Origin of the sequence: Streptomyces sp. NPDC088725 (assembly GCF_044751305.1) — a bacterium.
In the GTDB taxonomy this organism is placed as follows: domain Bacteria; phylum Actinomycetota; class Actinomycetes; order Streptomycetales; family Streptomycetaceae; genus Streptomyces.
Genome location: NZ_JBIVLO010000001.1, coordinates 543,311 through 568,080 on the forward strand (window position 1 = coordinate 543,311; position 24,770 = coordinate 568,080).

Here is a 24,770-nt window from a genome sequence, read left to right on the forward strand (position 1 = left end):
CTCGGAAGGATGCTGAGTCTTCGATGATGGAACCGCGCGCGCCTCGCGTACTGCTTTCCCCCACCCGCCTGGCCGATGTGCGCCGGCGCACCGGCGACTACGGCAACCGGACCATCGCCGAAGCCTGCGCCGTCGGGCTGTCGTACTGGGCGACGGGCGCCGGTCCCGAAAGCCTGGACCTCACACCCGCGACGCTCTTCACCGACGTCCTCGGGTGGGTCGACAGCGCGGGCCCCGGAAGCGGAGGCTGGGAGGTCGGCGAAGACGGCCGGAGCATCACCGTCCCGGACGGTGTCGTACCGGCCGAGGCGCAGCTCGCGCTGGACGATCTGGCCGACTTCCCTGATCGGCCCCTCGGCACCATCGGCCCCTTCGACGCGGCCGCGAGGATGGAAGCGCTGGCCGGATGGAACGACACCCGGGCCGACCGGGACCGCCCGACCCTCATGGAGATGTTCCGCGAACAGGCGCGCGCCAGGCCGGACGCCGTCGCCGTCGTCGACGAACACCGATCACTGACGTATCGTCAGGTAGCCTCATTCTCGGCCCAGTTGGCCCATCATTTGATCGAACGCGGCCTCACCTCCGAACAGGTCGTCGGCATCTCGCTGGGCCGTTCCGCCGACATGGTCATCGGGCTGCTCGCCGTGCTCCAGGCGAAGTGCGCGTTCGTGCCGCTCGATCCGCAGTGGCCCGCCACACGACGGGCCGTCGTCATCGAGGACGCCCGGGTCGTGCTCCAGCTCAACGCCTCGGGCGATCACGACGCGGGCGAACCGGACGCCGTGGCCGTCGATCTCGGCGACTGGCGGTTCGGCGACCACCCCGCAGAGGCACCCGAGGCGACCGTCCCCGGCACGGCCCTCGCCTACGTGATCTTCACGTCCGGCTCCACCGGACGGCCCAAGGGCGCCATGATCCGCCACGAGGCGATCAGTGAGCGCCTGCTGTGGCAAGTGGGCGAGATCCTGCACTTCGGCCACGACGACGCGTCGCTGTTCAAGGCGCCGCTGTCCTTCGACATCTCCATCAACGAGATCTTCCTGCCGCTGGTCTCCGGCGGCAGACTGGTGGTCCTGCGGCCCGGCGGCGAACGCGACCCGCACCACCTGCTGAGTGTGATCGCCGAACACCGCGTCACCTTCACCTATTTGGTCTCGTCCATGCTGGACGTGCTGCTGGAGCTGGTCGGCGACTCCGGCCGTCTGGACAGCCTGCGGCACGTGTGGTGCGGCGGCGAGGTGCTGACCCCGGAGCTGTACGAGCGGTTCCGCACCCAGCTCGACATCCCCCTCTACCACGGCTACGGCCCGGCGGAGACGACCATCGGCGTCTCCCACGTCATCTACCGGGGCGCGGCCGAACGCCTGTCGACCTCGATCGGCAGGGCCAACCCCAACACCCAGCTGTACGTCCTGGACGACGAACTGCGCCCGGTCCCGGTCGGGGTCGGCGGCGAACTCTACGCGGGAGGGCTCCTCCTGGGCCGCGGGTACGTCAACGCGCCGGGCCTCACGGCGTCCCGGTTCGTGGCGAACCCCTTCGCCTCGGACGGATCCCGGCTCTACCGGACCGGTGACCTGGCGCGGTTCGCACCGGACGGGACGCTGGACTTCCTCGGCCGCGCCGACAACCAGATCAAGATCCGCGGCATGCGGCTGGAGATCGAGGACGTCGAGGCCGGCCTCGCGGAACACCCCGGCGTACGCCACACCTGCGTCGTCGCGAAGAAGAACGCGACGGGCGGCACCTACCTGGTGGGGTACGTGATCCCGGCCTCCGGCAGCGAGGACCTGCGGGCCGAGGAGGTCAAGGCGTGGGCCACCGCGCACATGGTCGAGTACATGGTGCCCGCCCACCTCGTCGTGATGAAGGAGTTCCCGCTCACCGCGAACGGCAAGCTCGACCGGGGTGCCCTGCCCGAGCCCGAGATCGGCACACGCTCCCTCGTGGAGCCCGCCACCGACGAGGAACGCCTGGTGTGCGCGACCGTGGCGGCGCTGCTGCGGCTGGAGAAGGTCGGCGTCGACCAGGACTTCTTCCAGCTCGGCGGAGACAGCATCCTGGCTATCTCCCTGCTGAGCGCGCTGCGCGACGCGGGCCTCTACGTCACCGCCCGGCAGATCTTCACCCACAGTGTGATCGGTGCACTGGCGGCGGTGGCGAGCCGTGAGGACGTCTCCACCGAGGACCACGGCGACGTGGCGACCGGTTCCGTCGTGGGGTCACCCATCGTGCAGTGGCTCGGTGAGACCACCGGCGCGATCGACGGCTTCGTCCAGTCGGTCGTACTGAACACACCTGCGGACCTCACGGCCGACGCCCTCGACGAGATCCTCACCGCCGTACTCGGCCGCCACGACATGCTGCGCGCCAGGCTGGTGCGCGGCGACGCGTGGGGCTTCGACATCCCTCAGGCCGGGCAGTCCCGCGCGCGGTGGCAGGAGAGCGACCGTCCGGTGGAGGAGTGCGTCGAGCTGGCCACCGGCGGACTCGACCCGGACCACGGTGTGATGCTGCGCGCCGTCTGGCGCCGCGAGGCACGGCAACTCGTCCTGGTCGCCCACCACGTGGTGATCGACGGCGTGTCCTGGCGGATCCTGATGGAGGATCTGGCCACCGCGTGGCGGCAGTTCTCCTCCGGCACGCCGATCGGACTTCCCCCCGCCGGGACGTCGTTCAGGCGCTGGACCCAGCTGCTGGAACGCGCGGCATCCGACACGGACCGGACCCACCACCGGCGTCCCCTGCCGGGAGCGGACGCGCCACTGGGCAGGCGCGCCCTGACCGAGGCCGACACCGTGGCCCGCGAGCTGACGCGGACCGTCACCACCGGCCCGCAGGACACGGCCGCGCTGCTGGGCGAGATTCCCGCGAAGTTCCACGCGGGCGTCAACGACGTGCTGCTGACCGCGCTCGCCGTCGGCCTCGCCCGCTGGCGCCGCGACCGCGGGCAGGACCAGACGTTCGCCCACATCGAACTCGAAGGACACGGCCGCGAGGGGCGGTTCGTCGCGGACACCGCCGGCTTCGAGCCGGAACTGTCGCGGACCGTGGGCTGGTTCACCACCCTCTTCCCGGTCACCGTTGACCCCGGCGCGACGGCCGACTTCACCGCGTCCCATTACCTGGCCGCCGCGCTCAAGGCGGTCAAGGAAGACCTCGCCCGGGTGCCGGACAACGGCATCTCCTACGGCGCACTGCGCTACCTGACCGACACCGAATTCACCGCGCCCGCACCGCAGGTGCTGTTCAACTACCTGGGCCGCTTCGACGCGGGCACCCCGGCGGACTGGCAGCTCGCTTGCGCCACAGGCCAGTTGGGCGAGAAGCGCGACCCGAGGATGCGTCTGCCGCGCGCCCTGGAGTTCAACGCGATCGCCGAACCCGGTGCGAACGGCGCGTACGAGCTGGTCACCACGATCTCCTGGCCCGAGGGGATGTTCACCGACGAGGACATCACCACCCTCGGCGAGTACTTCCGCGCCGCTCTGGCAGCCCTGGCCGCGCTCGAAGAGGGCGGCCACTCTCCCAGTGACTTCCCGCTGGTGCCGCTCACCCAGGCCGACGTCGACGCCCTGGACGGTCCCGCGCTGCGCGACATCCTGCCGCTGACCCCGTTGCAGGAGGGCCTGTACTTCCACTCGGTCTTCGACGACGACGCCACGGGCAGCTACGTCGAGCAGCAACTGCTCACCCTGGACGGCGAGGTGGACGCCGACCGGCTCGCGGCGGCGGCCACCCGGCTGCTCGCGCTCTACCCCAACCTGGCCGCCCGGTTCACGCCCCTCGCCGACGGGCGTGTCGTCTCCGTCGTCGAGAGCGGTGTGCGGGCGCCCTTCACCACGCTGGACCGCGACTCCCTCACCGACGACGAGATCCGCGAGCACGCCGAGCGGGACCGCCGCGCCGGGTTCGACCTGGCCGGGGGACCGCTGATGCGCTACACGCTCATCCGCACGGGCTCCGGCCGCGGCGTCCTGGTGCAGACCGTGCACCACATCATCGCCGACGGCTGGTCGGTGCCGCCGATGCTGCGCGCGCTGCTGGCCGAGTACCACGCGCCGGGCACCGTGTACGCCCTGGGCAGCTACCGCGACTACGTGAGCTGGCTCGCCGAACGCGATCAGGAGGAGAGCGACCGGGTCTGGCGCGACGAACTCGCCGGTCTGCCGGGCCCCTCGCTGGTCGCCGAGGGCCACACGCCCTCCGAACGGTTCGCCGACACCGCGGTGGAGCCCGCCGACGACATCGACGCGGCCGCCCGGTCGGCCGGTGTGCCCCTGAGCGCGGCCGTGCACAGTGCGTGGGCGGTGACACTGGGCGGCATCCTGCACGGCAGGGACGTCGTGTTCGGGTCCACCGTGTCCGGTCGCGACGCGGAGGTGCCCGGCATCGGAGACATGGTGGGCCTGTTCATCAACACCATTCCTGTGCGAGCCCGTTGGACCGAAGACACCACGGCGCGCGACCTGCTCGCCTCGGTAAGGGACCACCAGAGCACGGTGCTGGCACACCAGCATGTCTCGCTGGCGAGGATCGGCCGCCAGGCCGGCGCCGGTTCCCTCTTCGACACCCTGGTGGTGTTCGACGTCGCGACCGATGTGGACGCGCTGCGCGGGCCCGATGACACGCTGGTCATCACCGACATCGTCAACGAGGGCGCCCCGCACTACCCGTTGACGCTGGTGGTGGAGCGCGCGCTCGACGGTCGTCCGCGCTTCAACCTGATCTACGACGGTGAACTGCTGCGCCGGGACAGCGCCGAAGCGATCCTGCACACGTTCACCCGGACCCTCACCGGCCTGCTCGGCCGACCGGACGCCCTGGTCGGTGACCTGGCCCCCGAGACCACCCCGCACCCCGTGCCGGTCTCCCCGGTGCCCCTGGGCGAACTGTTCGACGCCGCTGTTACGCGCGACCCGGCTGCCACCGCCGTCACCCAGTGCGCGCTGGACGGCGCCACCCGGTCGCTGACCTACGGCGAACTGAGCGACGCCAAGCAGGAATTGGCCGCAGCTCTGCGCGCGGCCGGTGTCGGCCCCGGCCACCGGGTCGCCGTCGCCGTCCCGCGCTCCGTCGAGCAGGTCGTCGCCCTGGTCGCGGTCGTCACCGCGGGCGGCGCGTACGTACCGCTGGACCTGGCGTACCCGGACGAGCGGCTGGAGTACATCCTCGCCGACGCCGCCCCGCAGGTCGTCCTCGTGGACCGCGAACAGCGAGGCCGCTTCACCCGACTGCTGGACCGGGCAGGGGTGAAGGCCCGGGTGCTCGTTCAGGGAGACGAGCCGCCGCCGGTTTCGGATTCCGCCGGGCCTCGGGCCGGTTGGCACGATACCGCGTACGTGATCTACACGTCCGGCTCGACCGGCCGGCCCAAGGGGGTCGCCGTTCCGCACTCCGGTGTGGTGACGCTGTTCGCGAACACCCGGCCCGCCATGGGCTTCGGCCCGAGCGACGTATGGGTCCAATTCCACTCCTTCTCCTTCGACTTCGCGGTCTGGGAGCTGTGGGGCGCGCTGGTGCACGGGGGTGAGCTGCTGGTGCCGGAGTACGCGCTGACCCGCTCGCCGGTCGACTTCCACCGGCTGGTCCGCGAGCGCGCCGTGACCGTGCTCAACCAGACCCCGTCGGCGTTCTACCAGTTCATCGAGGCCGACCGGCACGCCGACGAGCCGGTCACGGCGCTGCGCCGGATCGTCTTCGGAGGCGAGGCGCTGGATCTCGGGCGGCTGCGCGGCTGGGTCGAGCGGCACGGCGCCGGCTCGCCCGAGCTGGTCAACATGTACGGCATCACCGAGACCACCGTCCACGTCACTCACCGGGTGCTGACCGACGAGGACTTCGGCGGTGACGGCATCGGCCCCGACGAAGGCGTCAGCCCGATCGGCGGCCCCCTTCCCGGCCTGGTCACCCACCTGCTCGACGACCGGCTCCGGCCGGTGCCGCCGGGCCGCGTGGGCGCCATCTACGTCGCCGGCGACCAGGTGTCGCTCGGCTACCTGGGCCGTCCCGGGCTCACCGCGGGCCGGTTCGTGGCCGACCCCTTCGCGGGCGACGGCTCCCGCATGTACCACACGGGCGACCTCGCCCGCCGTACGCTCGACGGCGAACTGGAGTTCGCCGGCCGCGCCGACGATCAGGTGCAGCTCAAGGGCTTCCGCATCGAGCTGGGTGAGGTGGAGTCCGCGGTCAGGGGATTGGACGGCGTTGTCGACGCGGCCGTCACCGTCGCGGACAGCGGCGACCACCTCGTCGCGCACGTCGTGGGCCGGGTGCCCGACGGCATCACCGGCCTGCTGTCCACCGTGCTGCCCGTCCACATGGTGCCCGCCCGGGTGCTGCCGGCCGAGGCCCTGCCGCTGACCGTCAACGGCAAGCTGGACCGCAAGGCCCTGGCCGAACGCGCGGCCCAGGACGACACCCCTGTGGCCGCGAGCGATTCCGCGCTCACCTCACTGGTCGACGTCTTCGCCCGGACACTGCCCGGGGCCGCCGTGGACGCCGACACCGATTTCTTCGGCGCCGGAGGCGACAGCATCGTCGCCATCACCCTGATCAACCGGGCCAGGGCGCTCGGCCTTTCGATCGCGCCCCGGGACGTCTTCCTGTTCAGGACACCGCGCGCGCTCGCCGAACACCTCGGCACGCGTGCCCCGCAGGCCGTGACGGCCGCGCCGTCCCCTCGCGTGGACGGCCGCGTGGACGGCCCGCTGCCCGTGACGCCGATCATCCTGCGCCAGCGCGAACTGGGCTGCTCACTCGACCGGTTCGCCCAGGCCAGGACGCTGGTGGCGGCCGAAGGCACCGAACTCGCCGACGTGCGCCGGGCCGCGAACGCGGTCGTGGCCGCGCACCCGGCCCTCCGGCTGCGGCTGCGCGTCGAGCACGGCGTCTGGACCCTGCGTACCGAACCCGCCCGCGAGATCACCGTCGCCCGGACGGACGCCACCGATCCGGCGGCCGCGGCGAACGAAGCAGCAGGACGGCTCGATCCGGAATCCGGAGATGTCGTCGCGTTCTCCTGGCTGGAGGCGAGCCGCACCCTGGTGGTCACCGCGCACCACCTCGCCGTCGACGCGGTGTCCTGGCTGGTCCTCCTGGACGACCTGGCCACCGCCCTCAGCGGGGCCGAACCGGCCCCGCCCACCACGTCCTACGCCGAATACGCCGAAGCCCTGGCCGTACGCTCCACTCAGGTGATCGACGGCCTCGGACACTGGATCACCACACTCCAGGTGCCCGCGCTGCTTCCCGAGGTCCGGAATCCGCGCGAGACCGAGGTCGTGCTCGCCCCCGGCGTGAGCGACCGCGTGACGCGCACCGCGCCCGCCGTACTCGGCCTGGGGCTCACCGAGTTGCTGTGCGGCGCGTTGCGCGCCGCGCTGACGCACGTACAGCCCACGCCCACCGATCTCGCGATCGAACTGGAGCGGCACGGCCGCGTACCGGCGCTGGACCACCACGACTACACCCGTACCGTCGGCTGGTTCACCTCCATCGCACCCGTGCGGCTCACCGCGCACAGCGACCCCGTCGCGGCGGCGCGCGAGACCGCGGAACGCCAGCCGGACGAGCACGGGCACCTCGCCTACGGCCAACTCCGCTACCTCAACCCGCAGACGGCCCCCTTGCTGAACGCTCGCCCGCAGGTCCTGTTCAACTACCTCGGCCGGGGCGGCGAGTCCCAGGCGCCGCGCATCACGGGCGGCGACCAGGGCACCCCGTACGCCGTCGAGGTCAACGCGTGGACCGACGCGGCCACCGGCAGCCTGCACGCTGCCTTCACCCTCGCCGAGGGTGTGCCCGACGAGATCACCGAGCACTGGCGCGGCGCGCTGGAGCGCATCGCGGACGCCTCCTCGACTGCCGAACGCACAGCGCCGGTCACCCCGCTCCAGCGCGGCCTGTTCTTCCAGGCCCAGATGGCGGGCGCGGCCGGACACTACGTCGCGCAGAGCTACTTCACCTTCGACCGGCGCCTGGACACCGACGCGCTGGCCGAGGCGATGGCGCGCGTGATCGCCCGGCACCCGGTCGTCGGCGCCGGCTTCGCCACCGACGACGACGGCAACCCGGTCCAGGTGCTCAAGCCGGGCCGGCGGGTCGGTGTCCGTACGGTCGAACTGACCACGGACGCGGACGTCGAGACCCTGCGCACCCGGGACCGGGAGTCGGGATTCGACCCCGCCGAGCCGCCGCTGATCCGGCTGACCGTGGTGCGCCTGCCCGGCGGCAGGGACGGTCTGCTGCTCAGCTACCACCTGCTGCTCTGGGACGGCTGGTCCCGCGAGATCGTGCTGCGGGACCTGTTCGACGCCTATCGGGCCGTCGTCGCGGGCGAGCCGTGGGACGCGGCCCCGGCAACCCCGAGCTTCGAGGACTACGCCAGGGCCCTCGACGCCAAGGACCCCGCGGAGTCGAATCGCTTCTGGGCGGAGCACCTGGCGGACCTGCCGGGTCCGACGCTGCTCGCCGGACCGGCTTCCTCGCTCTCCGACGACCTGCCGCGCGCTCTCGTGCGCACGCTCTCCGCCGAACTGACGCAGCGGCTGCGGGAAGCGGCCAGGACGCACGGCGTCACGCTGAACTCGGTGCTGACCGGAGCGTTCGGCCTCCTCCTCGGCGCCCACACGGGCCGCGCCGACGCCGTGTTCGGTGTGACCGTCTCGGGCCGTGAGGGCGAGGGCCATGACGGCATCGTCGGTGTGCTGCTCAACACCGTGCCCATGTGGACGCGGGCGCGGCCCGGCGACACCGTCGGCGCGTACCTGTCGGCCGTACAGGCTGACCGGGTCGAGGCCATGGAGCACGAGCACCTGGGGCTCGGCGAGATCCAGCGGGCCAGCGGGCACGACACCCTGTTCGACAACCTGTTCGTCCTCCAGAACTTCCTGGACCTGGACGCGTTCGCCGAGATGAACGCCCGGCACGGCATTACCTCGGTGCGGGCGGACGACTCCACGCACTACCCGTTCACCTGGGTCGTCACGCCCGGCGACCGGCTCACGGTCAAGCTGGAGCACCGCGACGGCGACCCCGCCAGCGCCGTTCGTCTGCTTGACGACTACCTGCGCGTGCTCGGGAACCTGGCCGGCTCGACGGGACGGCTGGGCGCGTTGCGCGGGCTGGGAGCCTATCCCGAGCCGCCCGAGCGCACCGGCATCGGCACGGACACCGTGGTCGACCGCTTCGACCGGGCCGCGGACCGCGATCCGGAACGGGTCGCGCTCGTCGCCCGGGGCGAGGCCATGACCTTCGCCCAACTCCGCGACCGCAGCCGCGCGGTGGCGGGTGTGCTCGCCCGCCGGGGCATCGGCCCCGAGACGACCGTGGGGCTCGCGGTCCCGCGCTCCCTCGACTCGATCGTGGCGCTCTTCGCCGTGCTGCGCGTCGGCGCCGCGTACGTACCGCTGGAACTGGACCACCCGGACGAGCGCATCGCCGCGATCATCGCGGACGCCTGTCCCGAGGTGATCCTCACCGTGCGCGCCGTGTCACCCCGGCTGACCGGCGACCTGATCGAGCTGGACCAGCCCCTGCCCGGGGCCGAGCCGTTCGTGACGTTCGCGCCGGACGATCCGGACCGCCTGCGCCACCCCGCGTACACGATCTACACCTCAGGGTCGACCGGGAAGCCCAAGGGCGTGGTGACCGAGTACGCCGGGCTCACCAACATGCTGATCAACCACCAGCGGCGGATCTTCGAACCGGTCCTCGCCGAGCACGGCCACCGGATCTTCAAGATCGCGCACACCGTGTCGTTCGCGTTCGACATGTCGTGGGAGGAACTGCTGTGGCTCGCCGACGGCCACGAGGTCCACATCTGCGACGAGGAACTGCGCCGCGACGCCCCGCGCCTGGTCGAGTACTGCGGTGAGCACGGCATCGACGTCATCAACGTAACTCCCACCTACGCACAGCAGTTGGTGGCCGAGGGCCTGCTCGACAACCCGGCGCGGCGACCGGCGCTGGTGCTGCTGGGCGGCGAGGCCGTCACCCCGGCGCTGTGGCGGCGGCTCGCCGAGACCGAGGGAACAGCCGGCTACAACCTGTACGGGCCCACCGAATACACCATCAACACCCTCGGCGTCGGCACCTTCGAATGCCAGGACCCGGTGGTGGGCGTGGCGATCGACAACACTGAGGTCTACGTACTGGACCCGTGGCTGCGGCCGCTGCCCGACGGAGTCCCCGGTGAGCTGTACGTGTCGGGCATCGGCATCGCGCGCGGCTATCTCGGCCGGAGCGCCCAGACCGCGCACCGCTTCGTCGCGTGCCCGTTCGGCGCACCGGGCGAGCGCATGTACCGCACCGGCGACCTGGTGGTCCGCAGGACCGACGGGAACCTGACGTACCTGGGCCGCACCGACCAGCAGGTCAAGATTCGCGGGCACCGCGTCGAACTCGGTGAGGTCGAGGCCGTGTTCGCGGCGCACCCGGCGGTGCGATTCGCCGCCGCCGTCGCCCAGCCCGACCCGCAGGTCGACGGAGCGCACCGGCTGGCCGCGTATCTCGTGCTGGACGGCTCGGACGTGGCGCAGGTCGCCGGTGAAGTGGGCGCCGGGCTGCCGGACTTCCTGCGCCCCACCCACTACGCCGAGGTCGACAGCATCCCGCTGACGGTGAACGGGAAGGCCGACACCAAGGCGCTCCCGGAGCCGAAGCCGCTCGGTGCGCTGACCACGGCGGGAGAGCGCGGCCCGGAGACGGAGACCGAGACCGTGGTGTGCGAGTTCTTCGCCGAGGCCCTGGACCTGGACGACGACGAGGTGAGCGCGGTGAGCGACTTCGTGTCCCTCGGAGGGCACTCGATGCTGGCGGTGCGGCTGATCGGGCTGCTCCGCCGGGAGTACGGCCCTGTGATCACGATCCGTGATCTTTTCACCCTGCGAACCCCGGAAGCGATTGCCCGCCACCTTGATGAAAACTCCTGACACCCAGCGGCCCCGCCCGGGGGCGGACATCCTGCGGACCGCGCTGCGCCGCAACGTCGGCGCCATGGTCCGGGGCACCGTCCTCATGGGCCTGTACCAGGCGGGGGAGACAGCCTTTCCCATCGCGCTCGGCCTGATCGTCGAGCACACGATGCAACACCGGAGCCCGGGCGCGCTCGGCCTGTCGATCGGCGCGCTGGCCGTGATCATCACGACGGTGTCGCTGTCGTGGCGGTTCGGCATGCGGATCCTGCAGAAGGCCAACACGACCGAGGCGCACCGCTGGCGGGTCCTGGTGGCGGCCTGCGGGCTCCAGCCGGTGGCCAGGGACACCGACCTGAAGTCCGGCGAAGTGCTGACCATCGCCACCGAGGACGCCGACCAGACCGCCGACATCATCGAGGTGGTGCCGCTGCTGGTCAGTTCCCTGGTCGCGGTGGCGGTCGCGGCGCTCGCGCTGGGTCTCGCCGACCTCAGGCTCGGCCTGCTGGTGATCGTGGGGACCGTCGCGACGCTGTCGGTCCTGGCCGTGATGTCCCGGCGGATCGGCGACAGCACCCGCGAGCAGCAGGCCAGGGTGGCGCGGGCCGGCGCGAAGGTCGCGGACCTGATCACCGGTCTGCGCCCGCTGCACGGCTTCGGCGGCAACCACGCGGCGTTCGGCTCCTACCGGAAGGTCAGCACGGACGCGAAGCGGCAGGCGATCACCGTGGCCCGGGTGAACGGCACGTACGCGGGCACCGCGCTGGCCCTCAACGCGGCCCTCGCCGCCGCCGTGTCCCTGACCGCGGGCTGGCTGGCGTTCGGCGGTGACATCACCATCGGGGAACTGGTCATGGCCGTGGGCCTCGCGCAGTTCATCATGGAACCGCTCAAGTTGTTCTCGGAGATGCCCAAGTACGTGATGATCGCGCGGGCTTCGGCCGAGCGGATGGCGCTGGTGCTCTCCGCGCCGCCGGTGACGGTTCCGGGGGCGCGGCGCCCGGAGGCGGGCGGGGGCCTGGAGGTCGACTGCGTACGGTACGGGTCCCTGCGTACGCTGAAGTTCGAGGTGCCGGCGGGCGAGTTCACGGCGATCGCCGCCTACCAGCCGCGCGCGGCGGCCGACCTCGCGTCGGTCCTCGCGGTGAACGTCGCGCCCCGGGCGTACGAGGGAGAGGTGCGGCTCGGCGGGCAGCCGCTCGCGGACCTGTCGGTCGAGGCGGTCCGCGAACACATGCTGGTGAATCCGTACGACGGCGAGATCTTCGCGGGCACCCTCCGCACGAACATCGACCCGTCGGGCAGCAGCCGGATGATCGCCGAGGCCGTCGAGGCGTCCATGCTGACCGATGTCGTCGCACTGCACCGCGACGGGCTCGACTACGCGGTCCGCGACCGGGGAGCGAACCTGTCCGGAGGGCAGCGGCAGCGGCTGTCCCTGGCCCGCGCGCTGGCCGCCGACACCGACGTACTGGTCCTGCACGATCCGACGACGGCCGTCGACGCGGTCACCGAACAGCTCATCGCGCGCAACGTCGCGAAGGTGCGCCGAGGCCGCACCACGGTCGTGATCACCAGCAGTCCGGCCCTGCTGGACGCCGCCGACCGTGTTCTCGTCCTGGACGACGGCGTCATCACCGCCCAGGACACCCACCGCAACCTCCTCGCCACCGACGAGGACTACTGCCTGGCCGTGGCCCGGTGAACCGTCCGGCGGCCACGGGCAGGAGCCGGCGGACAGGCCCCTGAGGAACCTGCGGCGCCGGTTCCGGGGACGTGCGCGAACACGTCCCCGGAACCGCTCAGCCGAGAGCCCAGGCGACATCCCTGAGCAGCGCCTGCCGCCAGCCCGCCCGGTCGTGCTCCGCAGCCGAACGCGACACCCGCACGGTCGCACCGGCCTGTTCGGTCAGGGCCTCGGTCAGCTCGCAGTGGGGCAGCATCCGCGTCTCGTGCTCCCCCACGTCGAACGCACAGCGCAGACGGGACAGGTCGGGGCTCTCGCGCAGCCGCGCGGCGACGGCGCCGCCGGCCGGGCCGCCCAGCGGGTCCGGCAGCTCCGCGGCGCCGGGTGTCCACCAGAAGGACCCGGACTGACAGGCGACGCGCGAGACCAGGTCCGGGAACTCCAGGGCCGCGTACACCGCGCTCAGGCCGCCCAGGCTCTGCCCGGCGACCACCAGCCGGTCCACGTCGGCCGGTGCGCCGGATTCCCTGATCAGCGGCAGCAGTTCGTCCCGGACCGCCTCCCACAGTTCGGGCGTGCACCCGAACTCCGCCTGCCTGTCCTTGGCGGGCAGGAAGACGAGGGTGACAGCGGGCATCTCGCCGGCCGCGAAGGCCGCGTCGAACGCGGTCATGGCCGGGTGCAGGTACAGCCAGTCGTCCCCGTCGAGCAGCAGGACGACGGGTCCGCCGCCGCCCACCGGATGAACGCGCACGGTGCGCCGTCCGCCGAGCCGTTCGCTGTTCCAGCGGAGCCGCGTGCGGGGGAGGGGCAGGACGTCGTCGGCGCCGAGAGCGGGCCAGTGCGGCTGCGCCGGGGCGTCCGGAGTGGCGGCGACGGACCGGTCACCGCCGGCGCCGACCGGGTTGAACGGGTCGGCGTGTGCCGCGTCGCCCACGAGGAACCGATAGGTCACCCGCAGCCGCTCCGGCATGCGCACCCGGGCGTACCAGCAGTCCGTAACGCCCCACCGGCGCAGGGGAATCGGCTCCGACCAGCTCTCGAAGCCTACGCGGGCCTCAGACCCGCGCCACAGGAACAGGGTCAGCCAGCCGCCGTCGTCGGCGGGCACCGACACGGGCGTCCGCGCCGCCGCCCAGAACTCTTCGGTGCCCGGTTCGCCGGGCAGTCCGAACGCGGCGAAGTCGCTTTCGCTGTCGGCCAGGCGCATGAACGTCGTCTCCTTGTGAGAGGGAAAGGGAGCGGTTAGGCTCATCCTGTATTAGGTGAGCCTAACCTAATGAGATTGTCCCGCTCCCTTTGGTCCGCCTCCCGACAGGCCCCGAACGCCCTTGGCCGGGAGCCCGGTTAGGATCCCGTCGGCGCCGGACCGGCCGGCCTCGCGCCGACGACCTCATGTACCCCCACGGCGCGGCCGGCACCGGCCCGTCGGCACCGAAGAACCGAGGAGACAACGACACATGAGCACCAACCCTTTCGACGACGCCGAAGGCCGCTTCCTGGTCCTGGTGAACGACGAGGGACAGCACTCGCTCTGGCCGTCCTTCGCCGAGGTCCCCGGCGGATGGACGACCGTCTTCGAGGAGAACACCCGGGAGAACTGCCTGGACTTCATCGAGACCAACTGGACCGACCTGCGCCCCCGTTCTCTCGCGGCGTCCACCGACTGACGCCTCACGCGCCGACGTTCCCCGTCCCGGGGCGGAGCCACCTGCCCGCGGCCGGGCAAGCCCTGAGGAGGTACCGCCGATGCTCTGCACGCGACTGACCAACGCGCGCTTCCTGACCATGGATCCGGATCACCCCGTCGCCCACGACCTGGGCATCTGGCGGGGCCGGATCGTGGGTCTCGACGAGGCGGTGACCTCTCTGCCCGCGCGCGAGGTGATCGACCTGCGGGGCGCCACCGTGCTGCCCGGGTTCGTCGACGCCCATGTGCACCTGGCCTGGACGGGGTTCAAGGAGAACACCGTCAGCATCGCGGGCCTGACACGGGTCGAGGACGTGCTCGCAGTCGTCGGCCGGGCCGCCACTCGAACGGCCACGCCGGGCGGCTGGGTGAGCATCGCGGGCTACGACCAGCGAGCCCTGGGCCGCCACCTGACCGCCGCCGAACTGGACGGCGTCAGCCACGGGCGCAAGGTGTTCATCCTGCACGACTCCGGGCACGGCTGCGTCGTCAACACCGCCGTTCTCGACCTGCTCCCCGCCGACATCCCGCACGAGAACGGCTTCCTCGCCGAGGGTGCCATGGCGGCCGCCCGCGCACTGCGTCTGCCGTACTCCCAGAGGGAGTTGGCCGAGGCGATCGGCCGCGCCGCGCGGACCTGTCTGGCCGAGGGAGTCACCGCCTGCGCCGAGGCCGGTATCGGCGGCGGTCTCGTCGGCCACAGCCCCGTCGAGTTGGGTGCGTATCAACTCGCCCGCGACAAGGACCTGTTGCCGCTTCGGGTGCAGCTCATGGTCTCCGCGGACCGGCTGCGCCAGGTCGACGCGCACGACGACGACGGCCTCACGCGCGCCCTCGACCTGGGGCTGCGCACCGGGTTCGGCGACGACCGCCTCTCCGTGGGCGCGCTGAAGATCTTCACGGACGGCGGCATGATGGCCAGGACCGCCGCGCTCAGCAGCCCGTACGAAGGGCTGGACCACGCGGGCCAGTTGCAGGACGATCCGGACGTGCTCGCGGAGACGATCGTGGACGGTCACCGCGCCGGATGGCAGCTCGCCGTCCACGCGATCGGCGACCGTGCGGCGGACGTCGCCCTGGACGCCCTGGAACACGCCCAGCGCCGCTGGCCGCGCCCCGGCGCCCGGCACCGTATCGAGCACGCCGGACTGATCCGCCCCGACCAGCTCCCGCGCTTCGCGCGGCTCGGCGTCAGCGCCGTCGTCCAGCCCAATTTCCTGCGCTTCTTCGGCGACGACTATGCGGCGATCATGGGCGAGGAGCGGGCCCCCTGGCTCTACCGGGGCAGGGCGTTCCTGGACCACGGCATCCCTCTCGTCGGCAGCTCCGACCGCCCGGTCACGGACGGATCCCCGCTGCGGGCCGTGCAGTTCATGGTCGAGCGCGCCTCCGAGTCCGGCCGGGCGATCGGCCCGGACGAGCGCATCACCGTCGACGAGGCCCTGCACGCCTACACCGTCGCCGGTGCCCGTGCCTGCCACTGGGAGGACATCCTGGGCAGCCTCACACCGGGCAAGCGCGCCGATCTGGTCGTGCTCGGCGACGACCCCCGGCGGGTCGATCCGTCACGCATCGGGGACATCGAGGTGGTGGCCACGTACGTCGACGGCGTCGAGGTCCAAAGCCGTTAGTGACCAAGGTTCTTGACCGGTGGCCGGGGTCTCCGGAGGTGAGCTGACGGCCATTGGACTCACAAGTTAGGGAAGGCTAACCTAATCTCGCGTTTGTTCGTCGGAGCGACACGGCCATGAGCCGTCCTCCGATCGTGGAACCGAGGAAGGAAAGCCTTGATCACGGCTACGCCGCGCCCTGCCCGACTGCCGCACGCGCTCCCCGCGCCGGCCTTCTCCGTGCGCTCCGCCCGCGAGGAGGACGCCGTCGCGTTCGCCTGCCTGTCCCGGCCCTTCGTGCGCTCGGGAGCGCTGCGGGAGCGGCCCGCCCGGCTCTACGCCGCTCACGCCGCCGACTTCCTCGTGGCGCAGGCCCCCGGGGGTCCCGTCGAAGGCTGCGTCGGGCTGCGTGTGCATCCGGCCGGCCCGGGGGAGGAGCGCGGGCCCGTGGGTGTTCTGTACAACTTCTGCGTGGCCGGGCACAGGCAGGGGCGCGGAGTGGGGGCCGGGCTCCTGCGCGCCGCGCTGTGCGCGGCACGCAACCAGTCGCTCGATGCCTTGTTCACGGCGACGACCGGCGACGGCGCCCTCTTCCTCCGGCACGGGTTCGCGCCCGCGGCCGCGCGTCTGGCGCCTTCGTCCTGGACGGAGTCCCTGGACCCGAGGCGCGGCGCGCGGATCCTGGCGAGGGTCTTGTGACGGCCCGCTCGCCGCGGGATCGGTGCGCCGGGCGGTCGCAAAGGCCGTTCGGGCGGCCCGCGTACCGGAGTTGGTGACGACCGGCCCGCGTGCGGGGGCCGCCCGAACGGCCCGCGTGCGGCGGTCGGTGACGAACGGCCCGCGTGCGGCGGTCGGTGTCGGACGGTCCGCTGCTCCGCGGCCTGTACCGACGACCCGCGCCGCCCGGATCGGCCCCGCCCGGATCAGCCCCGCCGCGCGGGGCCCGGAACCGCGGTGGTGCCCGGGGCGCTGTCGCCGAGGGTGCCTCGCAGCACCGCGTGCGGCACGCGGCCGTCGAGCACATGAGCCCTGCGCACACCGCCGCGGACGGCCCGCAGGCAGCCTTCCATCTTCGGCAGCATCCCACTCGCCAGCCCCGGCAGCAGCCAGTCCAGCGCGTCGGCCGTCAGACGCTCGACCACCTTGGTGCTGTGCGGCCAGTCCGCGTACAGCCCCTCCACGTCGGCACAATGGAAGCCGACGGCCACCGAGGCTTCCGGCTCGCATCGGACTTCCAGAACCCAGACCATGCCTCACAACAGATCCGACGCAGGGACGGAATCGAATGACCCCCCTCGAGCGCCTCACGGAGCTCTGCCCCCCACCCCGCACCCAGCAGCCCCCCGTGGACTGGCCGGCTGTCGAATCCGCACTCGGCCTGCGCCTTCCCGAGGACTACAAACAGCTCACGGCAGCCTACGACCCGGGATCCTTCGTAAGTTACCTCTGGGTCTACGACCCGCGACACACATCGGTGCACGTCAACCTCACCGGCAGCGCATCTCAGCGGACTCGGGAGCAACTGCGCTCGGATCACGCTCGCGGCATCTACCCGTCACCTGTCGATCCAGAGCTGCTCCTTCCGTGCGGCGCCACGGATAACGGCGAGTACCTGTTCTGGATCACTGCTCCCCGCGAAGACCCGGAAGCCTGGACAATCGCCGTCAACGAAGCGCGCGGACCACGCTGGTTCACCTTCGACGGAACTCTGACCCAGTTCCTCGTCTCCGTCCTGAGCGGCAGCACAGATGTCCCTCAGTTCCCGAAAGGCCTGATGCGCGCCAGCGTCGGCTTCGAACCGTCACGCCTGGATGAATGGTCCCCACCTCTACCACCGGTGGAAACCGCGCCCTCCGACCCTGAGGCCATCCGAGAATGGGCGCGAGCGAACGGATACGACGTTCCGATGCGTGGACGCATTCCTGCGGTTGTCCGGCAGGCTTGGGAACAGGCACAGGAACAGAACTGATCTCAGGGTGGCTCCGCCGCAGCCAGGCCCGCGTTGACCAGGTGGCCTCCGCCCATCCCGCCGAGGCGGAACCGATACTTCGCCGTCGATGGCGATCGGACAGCGACCAGGTCACCTGCCGACCGATGGTGTCGTTGCCCAGCCGGAACCCCATGGTCAGCGTGCCGGTTCTGTCGTAGCGAGCGGGGCAGGAGCCGTTAGGTTGGGACCGGCCGTATGAGATCTCGTGAGAGATGAGAGGGTCGACGGGTGAGCGAGACACCACCGAAACCCCTGCAATACCGTGTTGACGGGCCGGAAGACGCACCCGTCCTCATCCTGGGTCCCTCTCTCGGTACCACATGGCACATGTGGGACCGTCAGGTACCCGAACTGGCCCGTCAGTGGCGCGTGCTCCGCTTCGACCTGCCCGGACACGGAGGCGCCCCCGCGTACCCGGCGGCGAGCATTCCCGACCTCACCGAGCGGCTGCTCGCCACGCTCGACCTGCTCGGGGTGCAGCGGTTCGGTTACGCGGGCTGCTCCATCAGCGCCGCCATCGGCGCGGAGCTGGCGCTGCGCAGACCCGACCGCATCGCCTCACTCGCCGTGGTCGCGGCCTCGCCCCGGTTCGGCACCGCCGACGAATTCCGCCAGCGCGGGGTGATCGTACGGGCCAACGGTCTTGAGCCGATGGCGCGCGCCGCGCCCGAGCGCTGGTTCACCCCGGGCTTCGCGGCCGCCCAGCCGGCGATCGTCGAGTGGGCCGTCCAGATGGTCCGCACCACCGACCCGGGCTGTTACATCGCGGCCTGCGAGGCGCTGGCGGCCTTCGACATCCGGGCGGAGCTGGCCCGTATCGCCGTACCGACCCTGGTGCTCGTCGGTTCCGAGGATCACGTGACCGGACCGGCCGAGGCGCGCACCCTGGTCGCCGGCATACCGGACGCCCGGCTCGCGCTGGTGCCCGGCGCGTCCCACCTGGCGCCCGTCGAGCAGCCCGCGGCCGTGACGGATCTGCTCGTACGGCACTTCTCCACCGCCTGGTACAACCCGGCCGACACGCCCACGGGCATCACCATGCTGCCCGAAGGGCTCACCCCGCCGCTCTCACCGATGACCGGCCCGGTCGCCGAGATCGCCCCCGCGGAGCAGCTGCCCGAGGTCTCCGCCCTGCGCCCCGACCCGTACGAGGAAGGCCTGCGGGTGCGCAGGCAGGTCCTCGGCGACGCCCATGTGGACCGGGCGCTGGCACCCGACGACTTCACCGCGGACTTCCAGGAGCTGATCACCCGCTACGCCTGGGGCGAGGTGTGGACCAGGGACGCCCTGGACCGCCGTACCCGCAGCGTCGTGACGCTGACCGCGCTGGTCGCGGGCGGGCACCTGGAGGAACTGGCCTTCCACACCAGAGCCGCGCTGCGCAACGGGCTGAGCCCCGCCGAGATCAGGGAAGTGCTGATGCAGACGGCCGTGTACTGCGGCGTTCCCGCGGCGAACGCGGCGTTCCGGGTGGCTACCGCGGTGATCCATGAGGAGACGAAGCCGCAGGAGTAGCAGGATGGGAAGGCGACCGCATAAGAACGAACAGTGAGAGGTGACCACCGGTGAAGCTCACCAAGAAGACGCATGCCTGTATCCGGCTGGAGAAGGACGGGCGCACGCTGGTCATCGACCCCGGCGGCTTCAGTGAGGAGGACGCGGCGGCGGGCGCCGACGCCGTCCTCGTCACACACGAGCACCCCGACCACTTCAGCGAGGACCGGCTGCGGGCGGGGCTCGAAGCCAACCCGGCGGCCGAGCTGTGGACGCTGCGCAGCGTCGCCGGCCAGCTCTCCGCCGCCTTTCCCGGGCGCGTGCACACGGTCGGCCACGGCGACACGTTCAGTGCGGCGGGATTCGACGTCCAGGTGCACGGTGAGCTGCACGCCGTGATCCATCCGGACATCCCGCGCATCACCAACGTGGGCTATCTCGTGGACGGCTCCCTCTTCCACCCCGGTGACGCGCTGACCGTCCCCGACCAGCCGGTCGAGACGCTGATGCTGCCCGTGCACGCACCGTGGAGCAAGATCTCCGAGGTGATCGACTATGTCCGTGAGGTCGCGCCGAGGCGCGCCATCGACATTCACGACGCCCTGCTCACGGATCTGGCGAGGCCCATATACGACGCGCAGATCGGAGCTCTGGGCGGCGCTGACCACGGCAGGCTCGCACCGGGGGACTCCAGGCAGGTGTGAGCCCCCGGGGGCGCCGCGGGCCGCGGGCGGGGCCGCGGGTCCCCGTCGGGACCGGAGCCCGGAGCCCGGTTCGCGCCGGACGGAACGGTGGCTGTCGTACCCCGCCGATAGGCTGTGACCCATGCGCATCGCCACCTGGAACGTCAATTCGATCACCGCCCGCCTGCCCCGGCTGCTGGCCTGGCTGGAGAGCAGCGGCACCGACGTGCTGTGCGTCCAGGAGACCAAGTGCACGGAGGAGCAGTTCCCCGCCGAGCAGCTGCGGGAGGCGGGCTACGCGTCCGCCGTCCACGCCACCGGCCGGTGGAACGGGGTGGCGCTGATCTCCCGCGCCGGTCTCGACGACGTCGTCAAGGGGCTCCCCGGCGGCCCGGAGTACGAGGGCGTGGCGGAGCCCCGCGCCATCTCGGCGACCTGCGGTCCCGTCCGTCTCTGGTCGGTCTACGTGCCCAACGGCCGCGAGGTCGGGCACGACCACTACGCGTACAAGCTGCGCTGGCTGGAGGCCCTGCGGAAGGCGGCCGCCGCCGACGCGGCGGGCGCGCGCCCCTTCGCCGTCCTCGGCGACTTCAATGTGGCGCCGGCCGACGAGGACGTCTGGGACCTCTCGCGCTTCGAGGGAGCCACGCACGTCACGCCCGAGGAGCGCGCCGCGCTCGCCGCGCTGCGCGGGGAGGGGCTGACCGATGTGGTGCCCCGCCCGCTGAAGTACGACCGTCCCTATACGTACTGGGACTACCGCGAGCTGGGCTTCCCCAAGAACAGGGGCATGCGCATCGACCTGGTGTACGGCAACGACCCGTTCGCCGCCGCCGTGAAGGACAGCTACGTCGACCGCGAGGAGCGCAAGGGGAAAGGCGCCTCCGACCACGCACCGGTGGTGGTCGACCTGGACGTCTGAGCCGCGCGCCCTGCGCCTGAGCGGCAGGTCCTGTGTCCGAGCCGCGGGGGCCTTCGTCTGGCCCGCGCGTCCTGTCTCCGAGCCGCGCGTCCTGTCTCCGAGCAGCGCGTCCTGTCTCCGAGCAGCGCGTCCTATGGTGGACCGGAAGGGGTGGTGGCAGGCTTGCGGTATGAACATCCCTTTTTTGGACAACTGGCGCAAGAGGGTCGGCGGCGCCGGCGGTACGACGCTCGCCCCGGCCGCCGGCAGTGACCCGGAGGGTGTGGCCGAGCTGCTTTCCGAGTGTGAGCTGCTGCGTGCCCAGGCGGGGCAGAGCGGTCTCAGACTGGACGACACCCCGGAGTCGCTGGAGGCCCTCGACCAGTTGCCGCCGCGCTGGCGCGACGACCCGGAGGAGCTGCCCTGGCTGGGCAATGACGCGGGTCTCTATCTGGGTACCGTGATCGTGTTCACGGTGCCCGGCGCGGTCTGGCACATCTGGCCGGGCGGTCATCCGGTGGTGCGGCTCGTTTCGGGCCGGGAGATCCGGGTGGTGGAGGCCGGTGTCGCATGGGCGATGACCGGCGCGCCCCAACTTTCCCAGGTGTATGCCGAGGCCGCGGAGGCGTGAGCACCCCGAACGGCCGTGCTCCGGACACCTCGCAGTAAATACGGCTTACGCGGCATTTATGCGTGTCGAGTGTGAAGTCCGTTGCCGGGCTGGATAGTTTGCGCTGGCGTCAAGACAAACTCATCGCGCCGAAACTCGACTACGATTTGCCGTTCATCCCTACCGACGACAGGGGCCGCGGGCATCACCCCGGCCGCACCAGGGACGCTGCTGCCGGCCGTGCAGCAGTTCAGGGGCATTGGCCCGTCCGGCAGCAGCCGGAGATCACTTCTCGCACGGTGATTCCGCCAGTCACAACGAGGCGGACGCGGGCGGGTGGAAGGTCAGCTGCGACCGGTCGGGTTGTGCCCCGGATGGAGCGACAGCGCCAGGTCCTGTCCGGCGGACAGAGCCTGGTCCAGGGCGGGGCGGGCCCCCGTCGCAGAGTCATTCGACGGGGCCCGCCCGCCTCGGTGCTCGGCTTTCCGTCCCGTTGCCTCCGGCGCGTGAGGGGGCTCAGTCCTTCGCTCGATGAGACGTACGTTCGACTGGCGCGGGCTCGCGGGCCGCCCGGGTCACATCCGCCACCAGCTCCACCACATCGGGGCCGTACGCCTGCGAGTTGACGACCTTCAGCAGCAGGCAGAGCGGGCCGCCGCCGTACTTGCGGGCCAGCTTCTCGTGATGGCGGGCCAGATAGCGTGAGGCCGCCTGGTTGGTGATGGCCCGCTGTCCGCAGAAGAGGAAGACCGGCCGGGCCTCCTGGCCCGCCGTCAGGCGCGCCAGCAGGACGTACTCCGCCACCCCGGGATCCACGCGGTAGCGCTCGGTGCCGATGGCGAAGGAGCCGCGGTCGGGCCCCGGTTCCGTCTGTGTGTTGATCCGCACGCCGGGCAGCAGCGAGTTCAGATGCGCGGCCATCCGGCGGTTCACGGACGGCCCGCCGAGGCAGAACTCCGTACGCTCGCCGAAACCCTGCCGCGCCGCGTCGTGCTGGACTATCCGGGTGTGCGCGCCGCAGTCCTTGATGAGGGCGGCCAGTTCCAGCAGCGCGAGGACGTCGTGGCGGTGGACCGCGCCGTCGCCGCCCGCGTCGCGGCTGAGCACGAGAAGGGATTCCGAGTTTCCCGGCAGCCCGAAGAACGTCTGTTTTCTGCGGAGTCCGCGCCGCCAGAGGTAGGTACGGGCGATCCAGCCCAGTGCCCCTCCGGCGGCGAGGACGGCCACGCCGAGCACGAGGATGCGTACGTCGTCAGTCATGGGCGCGCATGCTAGCCGTAGCACGCACCATTGTTCGAGACGACCATGACGGGGCAGGCGCCGTGAAGCTAGTCTGCGCGGACTGCTCTTGACTGGAGGTACGGATGCGTCGTTCCGTTGTGCGGAAAACATCTGCCGTGGCGGTTGCCGCGGCCATGCTGGCGGTGGGAGGCGCGGCGCCGCCCCTGGCCCGCCACACATCCGCCGAGCCCCGAACCCCGGAGAAGACTCCGGTGGCGGCGGGCTACGGGGGCGCGGTCGCGAGCGTGGACCCCGACGCCACCGCGGCGGGCATCGAGGTGCTGAAGCACGGTGGGAACGCCGTGGACGCGGCGGTGGCCACCGCCGCCGCGCTCGGTGTGACCGAGCCGTACTCGGCGGGCATCGGCGGGGGCGGCTACTTCGTCTACTACGACGCCAAGAGCCGCCAGGTCCGCACCATCGACGGCCGGGAGACCGCGCCCAGGTCGGCGGACTCCTCGCTGTTCCTGGAGAACGGCGAGCCCATCCCGTTCGACGACGTGGTCACCAGCGGCCGCAGCGTCGGTACGCCGGGGACCGCCGCCACCTGGGACACCGCGCTGGACGCGTGGGGCAGCCGGTCGCTCGGCGAGGTGCTGAAGCCCGCTGAGAAGCTGGCGAAGAACGGCTTCACCGTGGACGACACCTTCCGCTCCCAGACGGAGGCCAATCAGGCGCGGTTCGCGGACTTCCCCGCCTCCGCGGAGCTGTTCCTGCCCGGCGGACAGCTGCCGGTCGTCGGATCCTCCTTCAAGAACCCCGATCTGGCGCGCACGTACCAGGAGTTGGCCCGTAAGGGCGTCAACGCGCTCTACCGCGGCGAGCTGGGCCGGGACATCGTCCGCACGGTACGCAACCCTCCCGTCGACCCGGACGCGACCAGGAAGGTGCGGACGGGCGACCTCACCACGCGCGACCTCTCGGACTACCGGACGGTCCGCAGGGACCCGACGAAGGTCTCCTACCACGGCCTCGACGTGTACGGCATGGCTCCGTCGTCGTCGGGCGGTACGAGCGTCGGCGAGGCGCTCAACATCCTTGAGCGCACCGACCTTTCGAAGGCCTCGCAGGCGCAGTACCTGCACCACTACATAGAGGCCAGCCGGATCGCCTTCGCCGACCGGGGCCGCTGGGTCGGCGACCCGGCCTTCGAGGACGTACCGGAGAAGGGGCTGCTCTCACAGCGCTTCGCGGACTCGCGCTCCTGCCTGATCAAGGACGACGCCGTCCTCAAGAGCCCGCTGGCGCCCGGGAATCCGAGCAGTCCGAGCGCGTGCGACGAAGGCGGCACCGCCGCGCCGACCACGTACGAGGGCGAGAACACCACGCACCTCACGGTGGCCGACAAGTGGGGCAACGTCGTCTCGTACACGCTGACCATCGAGCAGACCGGTGGCAGCGCGATCACCGTGCCCGGGCGGGGCTTCCTGCTCAACAACGAGCTGACGGACTTCTCCTTCGCCCCGGCGAGCCCCGACGTCCACGACCCGAACCTGCCGGGACCCGGCAAGCGTCCGCGCTCCTCCATCTCACCGACGATTGTCCTCGACTCGCACAACAAGCCTGTCCTGGCGGTCGGTTCGCCCGGTGGTGCGACCATCATCACCACCGTGCTGCAGACTCTCCTGGGCCGGCTCGACCGTGACCTGTCACTGGTCGACGCGATCGCCGCGCCGCGCGCGAGCCAGCGCAACGCGGCCACCACGGAGCTGGAACCCGCCCTGTGGAACAGCCCGTTGCGCGGAGAGCTGGAGGCACTGGGCCACGCCTTCGTGCAGAATCCGGAGATCGGCGCGGCGACCGGCGTCGAGCGGCTTTCCGACGGCCGCTGGCAGGCCGCGGCCGAACCGTCCCGCAGGGGCGGAGGCTCGGCGATGGTGGTACGGAAGGCCGGCAAGCAGTAGC

13 protein-coding genes and 1 pseudogene are annotated in these 24,770 nt (G+C 71.5%); 11 read left to right on the forward strand and 3 right to left on the reverse strand.

Annotated elements, in window-relative coordinates; all coding sequences use genetic code 11:
• The first annotated feature begins 23 nt into the window (after nt 1-23).
• Entirely contained in the window at nt 24-10,937 is a 10,914-nt protein-coding gene (locus ACIP6N_RS02375) for an amino acid adenylation domain-containing protein (protein WP_401812163.1), read from the forward strand.
• Nucleotides 10,924-12,624 (forward strand): ABC transporter ATP-binding protein, encoded by a 1,701-nt coding sequence (locus ACIP6N_RS02380; protein WP_401812164.1) that lies wholly within the window; start codon nt 10,924-10,926, stop codon nt 12,622-12,624. Before ACIP6N_RS02375 ends, ACIP6N_RS02380 begins: the two co-directional genes overlap by 14 nt.
• A gap of 97 nt (nt 12,625-12,721) precedes the next feature.
• On the opposite strand, the gene ACIP6N_RS02385 is transcribed toward ACIP6N_RS02380, so the two are convergent.
• Nucleotides 12,722-13,816, reverse strand: coding sequence for an alpha/beta hydrolase-fold protein (locus tag ACIP6N_RS02385; RefSeq protein WP_401812165.1), 1,095 nt, complete (start codon nt 13,814-13,816; stop codon nt 12,722-12,724).
• A 250-nt stretch (nt 13,817-14,066) separates the two neighbouring features.
• On the opposite strand from ACIP6N_RS02385, the gene ACIP6N_RS02390 reads away from it, so the two are divergent.
• From ACIP6N_RS02390 to ACIP6N_RS02400, 3 genes are all read left to right on the forward strand, one after another.
• Nucleotides 14,067-14,276: an MbtH family protein gene (locus ACIP6N_RS02390; RefSeq protein ID WP_401812166.1), complete on the forward strand. Its 210-nt coding sequence runs from the start codon at nt 14,067-14,069 to the stop codon at nt 14,274-14,276.
• A gap of 79 nt (nt 14,277-14,355) precedes the next feature.
• Complete coding sequence (locus tag ACIP6N_RS02395) at nt 14,356-15,927, forward strand: amidohydrolase (protein ID WP_401812168.1); 1,572 nt, start codon at nt 14,356-14,358, stop codon at nt 15,925-15,927.
• A 156-nt stretch (nt 15,928-16,083) separates the two neighbouring features.
• On the forward strand, nt 16,084-16,605 hold the full coding sequence (locus ACIP6N_RS02400) for a GNAT family N-acetyltransferase (RefSeq protein ID WP_401812169.1): 522 nt from the start codon (nt 16,084-16,086) through the stop codon (nt 16,603-16,605).
• Between the two features lie 224 nt (nt 16,606-16,829).
• Here the strand turns inward: ACIP6N_RS02400 and ACIP6N_RS02405 are convergent.
• A pseudogene (locus ACIP6N_RS02405) lies at nt 16,830-17,090 on the reverse strand (acetylglutamate kinase); the annotation flags it as partial.
• A 161-nt stretch (nt 17,091-17,251) separates the two neighbouring features.
• Here ACIP6N_RS02405 and ACIP6N_RS02410 point away from each other — a divergent pair.
• From ACIP6N_RS02410 to ACIP6N_RS02430, 5 genes are all read left to right on the forward strand, one after another.
• The gene (locus ACIP6N_RS02410) at nt 17,252-17,875 is read left to right on the forward strand and encodes a histone-like nucleoid-structuring protein Lsr2 (protein WP_401812171.1); all 624 of its coding nucleotides are present in this window, start codon (nt 17,252-17,254) and stop codon (nt 17,873-17,875) included.
• A 249-nt stretch (nt 17,876-18,124) separates the two neighbouring features.
• Nucleotides 18,125-19,411, forward strand: coding sequence for a 4-carboxymuconolactone decarboxylase (gene pcaC / locus ACIP6N_RS02415; RefSeq protein ID WP_401812173.1), 1,287 nt, complete (start codon nt 18,125-18,127; stop codon nt 19,409-19,411).
• Nucleotides 19,412-19,461: 50 nt separating this feature from the next.
• On the forward strand, nt 19,462-20,094 hold the full coding sequence (locus ACIP6N_RS02420) for an MBL fold metallo-hydrolase (protein ID WP_401812175.1): 633 nt from the start codon (nt 19,462-19,464) through the stop codon (nt 20,092-20,094).
• 121 nt (nt 20,095-20,215) lie between these two features.
• Nucleotides 20,216-20,995 (forward strand): exodeoxyribonuclease III, encoded by a 780-nt coding sequence (locus ACIP6N_RS02425; RefSeq protein WP_401812177.1) that lies wholly within the window; start codon nt 20,216-20,218, stop codon nt 20,993-20,995.
• 169 nt (nt 20,996-21,164) lie between these two features.
• Nucleotides 21,165-21,605, forward strand: coding sequence for a DUF6278 family protein (locus tag ACIP6N_RS02430; RefSeq protein ID WP_401812179.1), 441 nt, complete (start codon nt 21,165-21,167; stop codon nt 21,603-21,605).
• 495 nt (nt 21,606-22,100) lie between these two features.
• On the opposite strand, the gene ACIP6N_RS02435 is transcribed toward ACIP6N_RS02430, so the two are convergent.
• Complete coding sequence (locus tag ACIP6N_RS02435) at nt 22,101-22,844, reverse strand: hypothetical protein (RefSeq protein WP_401812181.1); 744 nt, start codon at nt 22,842-22,844, stop codon at nt 22,101-22,103.
• 104 nt (nt 22,845-22,948) lie between these two features.
• Between ACIP6N_RS02435 and ggt the strand changes: the two genes are divergently transcribed.
• Nucleotides 22,949-24,769: a gamma-glutamyltransferase gene (gene ggt, locus ACIP6N_RS02440; RefSeq protein ID WP_401812183.1), complete on the forward strand. Its 1,821-nt coding sequence runs from the start codon at nt 22,949-22,951 to the stop codon at nt 24,767-24,769.
• Nucleotide 24,770 lies beyond the last annotated feature (1 nt).

Excerpts from the sequence above, each read along its gene's own strand:
- ACIP6N_RS02375 (WP_401812163.1), top strand. The coding sequence starts at position 24 with ATGATGGAACCGCGCGCGCCTCGCGTACTGCTTTCCCCCACCCGCCTG.
- ACIP6N_RS02380 (WP_401812164.1), top strand. The coding sequence starts at position 10,924 with ATGAAAACTCCTGACACCCAGCGGCCCCGCCCGGGGGCGGACATCCTG.
- ACIP6N_RS02385 (WP_401812165.1), bottom strand. The coding sequence starts at position 13,816 with ATGCGCCTGGCCGACAGCGAAAGCGACTTCGCCGCGTTCGGACTGCCC.
- ACIP6N_RS02390 (WP_401812166.1), top strand. The coding sequence starts at position 14,067 with ATGAGCACCAACCCTTTCGACGACGCCGAAGGCCGCTTCCTGGTCCTG.
- ACIP6N_RS02395 (WP_401812168.1), top strand. The coding sequence starts at position 14,356 with ATGCTCTGCACGCGACTGACCAACGCGCGCTTCCTGACCATGGATCCG.
- ACIP6N_RS02425 (WP_401812177.1), top strand. The coding sequence starts at position 20,216 with ATGCGCATCGCCACCTGGAACGTCAATTCGATCACCGCCCGCCTGCCC.
- ACIP6N_RS02430 (WP_401812179.1), top strand. The coding sequence starts at position 21,165 with ATGAACATCCCTTTTTTGGACAACTGGCGCAAGAGGGTCGGCGGCGCC.
- ACIP6N_RS02435 (WP_401812181.1), bottom strand. The coding sequence starts at position 22,844 with ATGACTGACGACGTACGCATCCTCGTGCTCGGCGTGGCCGTCCTCGCC.
- ggt (WP_401812183.1), top strand. The coding sequence starts at position 22,949 with ATGCGTCGTTCCGTTGTGCGGAAAACATCTGCCGTGGCGGTTGCCGCG.